The sequence below is a fragment of the Weissella thailandensis genome, from assembly GCF_005405465.1.
Lineage (GTDB): Bacteria > Bacillota > Bacilli > Lactobacillales > Lactobacillaceae > Weissella > Weissella thailandensis.
The window spans coordinates 21,647-27,646 of sequence record NZ_BJEC01000022.1 but is presented as its reverse complement, the minus strand read 5'-3'; the positions used below and the strand labels follow the sequence as shown (position 1 = coordinate 27,646).

The window sequence follows — 6,000 nt, the reverse complement described above, 5'->3', positions numbered from 1 at the left end:
AAGCATCTAAGTGTGAAACTCGCCTCGAGATGAGATTTCCCATTCAGAAATGAAGTAAGACCCCTCAGAGATGATGAGGTAGATAGGCTAGAAGTGGACATGTGGTGACACATGGAGCGGACTAGTACTAATGGTTCGAGGACTTAACCAAGTAGCAAGGGGTGTAAGGCAAGAAAAATAAGCAATTATGATTCAGTTTTGAGGGAACTAAGTTCACTCAATAACACGTGTCGTGATGATGGCACTGAGGTCACACCTGTTCCCATACCGAACACAGCAGTTAAGCTCAGTAGCGCCAAAAGTAGTTGGAGGATCGCCTCCTGCGAGGATAGGACATCGCGATGCAGTAATGGACGTTTAGCTCAGCTGGGAGAGCACCTGCCTTACAAGCAGGGGGTCACAGGTTCGATCCCTGTAACGTCCATAGTGGATTATGGATACATATTATTTATAGAAAAGTTACCGAGTATTTGGTAACTTTTTTATTTTAAAAACGATATAACGTGGATAAAACAAAAATCCATCCGTTATGAAACCGATGTTTCTGATATAATGGATACTAGTTTGTTTGTAGAGAATCGAAAGGAAATTTGATATGTCGGATTACGCAGTGAAGTATGAATTGCTTCACGTCGAAAAGCATACAGGTGCACGATTAGGGAAAATTACAACACCGCATGGGGAAGTTATGACCCCAATGTTTATGCCTGTGGGTACACAAGCGACTGTAAAAGGTGTGTCACCACGTGAATTGAAAGAAATTAATTCACAATTCATTTTATCAAATACATATCATTTATGGTTGCGACCAGGAGATGAGTTAATTGCTCGAGCTGGTGGTTTGCATAAATTTATGAATTGGGATGGTCCAATCCTAACTGATTCAGGTGGTTTTCAAGTCTGGTCATTATCAGATCATAATCACATTACTGAAGATGGGGTGACCTTTAGAAATCATTTAAATGGTGACGAAATGTTCTTGTCGCCAGAAGTTGCGATGCGAATTCAAAATAACCTTGGCTCAGATGTTATGATGCAACTGGATGAAGCAATTCCGTATTTTGAGACATATGATTATGTTAAAAATTCAGTTGAACGAACATCGAGATGGGCGGAGAGAGCACAAAAGGCTCATAAACGTGAACAAGATCAAGCTTTATTTGGTATTGTTCAAGGGGCAGGTTTCCGTGAATTACGAAAGCAGTCTGCACAGGATTTGGTATCATTAGATTTACCAGGTTATGCCATTGGGGGCTTGTCAGTTGGTGAGTCAAAACCAGAAATGAATCGTGTACTTGATTTTACTGTACCGTTTCTACCAGAAAATAAGCCACGTTATTTAATGGGGGTGGCTGCTCCAGATTCATTAATTGATGCTGCAATTCGTGGTATAGATATGTTCGATTGTGTGCTACCAACTCGAATTGGTCGTAAGGGAACCTTGATGACTTCAAATGGCCGTATTGTGATTAAGAATGCAAAATATAAAGATGATTTTTCATTAATTGATCCTGAGACTGAAGATTATGGTTCGCAGCATTTTACCAAAGCTTATTTACATCACCTTTTCAAAACAAATGAATTATATGGACAAACAATTGCATCAGTACATAATTTACGTTATTTGCTGAAATTGATGGAAGATGTCCGTCAAGCGATTGCAGAAGACCGTTTACTTGAATTTAGAGAAGAGACTTTACGTAAGTACGGTTATTTTGAGCCAAATGCTAGATTGTTTTAAAGTTAGTCAATATACTTAAGGAGTTTAAATTTATTATGAACGCAAATATACTTATTTTAGTTGTATTTATAGCCGCTATGTACTTTATTATGATTCGCCCACAACAAAAGCAACAAAAGAAGCGTCAAGCTATGATTAATAATGTTCAAGCTGGTGCTGAAGTAATCACTATTGGTGGTATGCATGGTACTATTGCAGCAGTTAATAAAGAAGCACATACCTTTGATTTAGATGCAGAAGGTGTGATCTTGGTTTTTGAATTATCAGCTATTCGTCAAGTTGTTAAAGAAGCTAATGCATCAGTTACGACAGAAGAACTAACAGGAGAAGCGCCTGAAGTTAATGAGTCTGAAGCAGATTCTGATGATAATCAGGAAACTACTGATGCGCAAAAAAGTGAAGAAAAATAAGCTTTGTAAGTTGTGAGATGAGTCTTTGAAAAATGCTAGTATTGCTAGTAATATTTTTCAAAGGCTTTTTATATGTAATTTTATAAGAATGTCTTATGATGAAAGTAAATAAGTTTGATCATTAAGGGAGGGATTTCATGGCCAATTTATTAGAAATACCAATCCATTTGAATACGAATCGGAAAATTTTGCATATTGATATGGATGCTTTTTATGCACAAATTGAAATGCGTGATAATCCTGATTATAAATCAGTGCCGTTAATATTGGCGAACGATCCTCGTAAAACAGGTGGTCGGGGTGTAGTTGCAACTGCAAACTATTTAGCACGTGAATTAGGGGTTCACTCGGCAATGAGCGCTGCTGAAGCTTTAAGTTTGGCACCGCAAGCTGTTTTTGTTACGCCGAATTTTTCTAAATATCGTGACGTTTCTCAACAACTTCATCAAATTTTTAAACGTTATACCAATAAAATTGAGCCAGTAGCCTTTGATGAAGCTTATTTAGACATTACAGAGAACGTGCCAAATATAGATAATCCAATTCAGTTGGCACATGAGTTACAGCAGATTATTTATGAAGAGCTTGGGATGACGAGTTCAGTGGGCATTTCTTTTAATAAATTTTTAGCAAAATTAGCTTCCGAACATAATAAACCAAGTGGGTTAACGGTTATCAATCCAGAGGATATTCGTCCCTTTCTAGATATGTTGCCGATTAATGAGATGCGTGGTGTTGGTACTAAAACTGCTGAACAAATGACGTCGTTGGGTATTCATAATGGTAAGGACTTGTTTAATACGACACAAAATAAATTGGCCGATACATTCGGAAAAAGTGGTTATATTTTCTATGAGCGAATTAGAGGTGTTGATGACCGTCCGGTTGTTTGGCAACGAGAACGTAAATCAATTGGTAAAGAAAGAACGTATGGACCATTTTTAGATTCCGAACAAGCAGTGATTGATGAATTAAAAGACTTGTCCGGTAAGTTAGTGAAATCATTGATTAAATCACAGTTACATGGTAAAACGTTGGTGCTAAAAATTCGAGATGATGAATTTCAAACGGCTACGCATCGTGCGACAAGGATCGATTTTTTCCCGAATGACGAAGATGAAATTTATCGTGTTGCACAAGATATTTTGGAAGAACTTGGTGGTTATCAAAACCCCATTCGTTTACTTGGGTTAACCATGACCAATTTGGCTGCGCTATCCTTTGAAAATGTCGTATTACCTTTATATGAGTAGGAACTCATGTGATTTTTCTGATATACTTACATATATTGTCGATTCATATATCGTTAACACAATCGTTAGTTAATAAAAATTTTTAATAGAATAGAGATTTGCTTATGACAGCGCAAACAGCAATATTAGCGCAAATAAAGGCTGCACACACAATAATTATTCATCGTCATCAAAGACCAGATCCTGATGCCTTTGGTTCACAATTTGGTTTAGCAGAATTAATAAAAACATCATTTCCTGAGAAAAAGGTACATGTTGTTGGAAAAGCGGTACCAAGTATGGCTTGGATGGGCCAAATGGAAAAAATTCCAAATAATTTGTATGATGATGCTTTAGTTATTGTCACTGATACAGCCAACTCACCACGAGTGGATGATCGTCGATTTGACTATGGTAAGGTATTAGTAAAAATAGACCATCATCCAAACGATGAACCATATGGTGATTATACTTGGGTAATAGAGGATGCTTCATCAACATCAGCGATGATTTTTTCATTTTATCAAGAATTTTCTGATGAATTAAAATTATCGGATAAAGGTGCTGCATTTTTGTATTCAGGAATTGTTGGTGATACGGGACGCTTTTTATATGGTACAAGCTCTGAGACGATGAATATTGTTGCTAAGTTGATGAAATTTAATTTTGATTGGGTAAAAATCAACCAGCAAATGGATACAATTTCATTACCGGCCGCCAAAGCATCTGGTTTTGTCTATGAAAATATGATAACGACGCCAAATGGTTTCAACTATATTATTTTAACTAGTGACATTGTTGAAAATTTTAACCTGGGAGATTTTGGTACGGCGTTTATTGTGCCATTACTAGGTAAGGTGAATACGGTCAAAGCATGGGCGGTGTTTGAACAACAAGATGATGGTTATTTCAGAGTGAGATTACGATCACGTGGCATCATTATTAATGAAATTGCCAAGCGGCACGGTGGCGGTGGCCATGAGTTTGCGGCTGGCGCAAAAGCAAAGAATATAGATGAAATTAATGACATCATTCATGAAACAGATAATTTACTAAAGGAGCAAACAAAAAGATAATGGCGAAATTTACCGATTATAATTTACGATCAGAGATTTATGAAGCTCTGACGGCATTACATTTTAAAGAACCAACAGCTGTGCAAGCAAAACTTATTCCAGTTATTTTACAGGGACATTCAGTGGTTGGACAGTCACAGACGGGGTCAGGGAAAACTCATACTTTTTTAATCCCAATTTTTCAACAATATGATGCTGAAAATCAAAAAGTACAGGCAGTTATTACAACACCTTCACGAGAATTAGCACAACAAATATATGAGGCAGCCAAGCAATTAGGCAGCACTTTTTCAGAATCTGATCAACCACGGATTAGCTTGTATGTTGGTGGAATGGATAAAAGCCGTCAAATTCATCAACTAAAAAATAAGCAGCCACAAATTGTTATTGGAACGCCTGGTCGTATTAAAGACTTATACCAAGCTGGTGAACTAGATATTCATACGGCCAGCACACTAGTCGTAGATGAAGCAGATATGACTCTTGATTTAGGTTTTCTACCTGACGTAGATGCGATTGCGAGCGCAATGCCTGAAGACTTGAAAATGCACGTCTTTTCAGCAACGATTCCACAGAAATTGCAACCATTTTTGAAAAAATACTTGTCAAACCCTGTCATTGAAGAAATCCCTTCAGAGACGGTGATTGCACCAACTATTAAAAATATTTTGGTGGGTACAAAGGGTGAAACTAAAGATACTTTAGTTTATAACTTATTAACGATGGGAAATCCATATTTGGCACTAGTTTTTGCAAATACAAAAAAAAGGGCACATGAGTTAACAAAAAGTTTACGTAGTCGTGGCTTAAAAGTCGCTGAAATCCATGGTGGTATTCAACCACGTGAGCGTAAGCGTACGATGCAACAAATTCAACATTTAGATTATCAATATGTCGTTGCTACTGATTTGGCGGCCAGAGGAATTGATATTCCAGGTGTTTCACTAATTATCAATGATGGCATTCCAACAGAGTTAGAATTCTTTATTCACCGAGTTGGTCGAACAGGCCGAAACGGTATGTCTGGAACAGCTATCACAATCTATAATCCAGATGAAGAAAATCGTGTCCAAATGGTTGAAAATATGGGCGTGAAATTTGAGCCAATGACCTATGCACATGGTGAATTGAAATCGGGTTATGATCGTCGTCGTCGTCAGAAACGTGCAAAGACAACTGCTAAATTAGATCCAACCATGATTGGTATGGTGAAAAAGAAGAAGAAACGTGTTAAGCCGGGTTATAAACGACAAATTAAAAATAATATTGCCCGTGATGAAAAATATAAGAAACGTGTTGCAGAGCGTGAGACGTTACGTGCTGCTAAAAAAGCAAAAAAAAGGTCACACGGTAAATAATTCGTTAATTTATATTTACAAAAATATTTCAAGTTTTAAAAAGTAAGAAAAACATTAACGGATATGATATAATACCCACAAGGACATGTCAGATTATTTCTTAGAGCGCACAGAAACGTTGTGTTTGATGGGAACAACGCTAAGAGTTGTTTGACGCTACCTATTTATATTTGTTTACGAAAG

At 37.1% G+C, this 6,000-nt stretch carries 5 protein-coding genes, 1 tRNA gene and 2 rRNA genes; all 8 read left to right on the top strand.

Annotated elements, in window-relative coordinates:
• Window positions 1-151, top strand: a 23S ribosomal RNA gene (locus FFM62_RS08985); the annotation flags it as partial.
• 77 nt (window positions 152-228) lie between these two features.
• A 5S ribosomal RNA gene (gene rrf / locus FFM62_RS08980) occupies window positions 229-345 on the top strand.
• A gap of 6 nt (window positions 346-351) precedes the next feature.
• Window positions 352-424 (top strand) — tRNA-Val (locus tag FFM62_RS08975).
• 171 nt (window positions 425-595) lie between these two features.
• Window positions 596-1,741: a tRNA guanosine(34) transglycosylase Tgt gene (gene tgt, locus FFM62_RS08970; protein WP_115471673.1), complete on the top strand. Its 1,146-nt coding sequence runs from the start codon at window positions 596-598 to the stop codon at window positions 1,739-1,741.
• A gap of 35 nt (window positions 1,742-1,776) precedes the next feature.
• A complete protein-coding gene (yajC, locus tag FFM62_RS08965; RefSeq protein WP_115471672.1) occupies window positions 1,777-2,151 on the top strand; it encodes a preprotein translocase subunit YajC in 375 nt (124 codons plus the stop codon).
• Window positions 2,152-2,288: 137 nt separating this feature from the next.
• Window positions 2,289-3,404, top strand: a complete 1,116-nt coding sequence (gene dinB / locus FFM62_RS08960) for a DNA polymerase IV (protein ID WP_115471671.1) — start codon at window positions 2,289-2,291, stop codon at window positions 3,402-3,404.
• 104 nt (window positions 3,405-3,508) lie between these two features.
• Window positions 3,509-4,459, top strand: coding sequence for a DHH family phosphoesterase (locus tag FFM62_RS08955; protein WP_115471670.1), 951 nt, complete (start codon window positions 3,509-3,511; stop codon window positions 4,457-4,459).
• The gene (locus FFM62_RS08950) at window positions 4,459-5,817 is read left to right on the top strand and encodes a DEAD/DEAH box helicase (RefSeq protein WP_115471669.1); all 1,359 of its coding nucleotides are present in this window, start codon (window positions 4,459-4,461) and stop codon (window positions 5,815-5,817) included. Before FFM62_RS08955 ends, FFM62_RS08950 begins: the two co-directional genes overlap by 1 nt.
• Window positions 5,818-6,000 lie beyond the last annotated feature (183 nt).

Coding starts and splice junctions, on each gene's coding strand:
- tgt (WP_115471673.1), top strand. CDS start 596: ATGTCGGATTACGCAGTGAAGTATGAATTGCTTCACGTCGAAAAGCAT.
- yajC (WP_115471672.1), top strand. CDS start 1,777: ATGAACGCAAATATACTTATTTTAGTTGTATTTATAGCCGCTATGTAC.
- dinB (WP_115471671.1), top strand. CDS start 2,289: ATGGCCAATTTATTAGAAATACCAATCCATTTGAATACGAATCGGAAA.
- FFM62_RS08955 (WP_115471670.1), top strand. CDS start 3,509: ATGACAGCGCAAACAGCAATATTAGCGCAAATAAAGGCTGCACACACA.
- FFM62_RS08950 (WP_115471669.1), top strand. CDS start 4,459: ATGGCGAAATTTACCGATTATAATTTACGATCAGAGATTTATGAAGCT.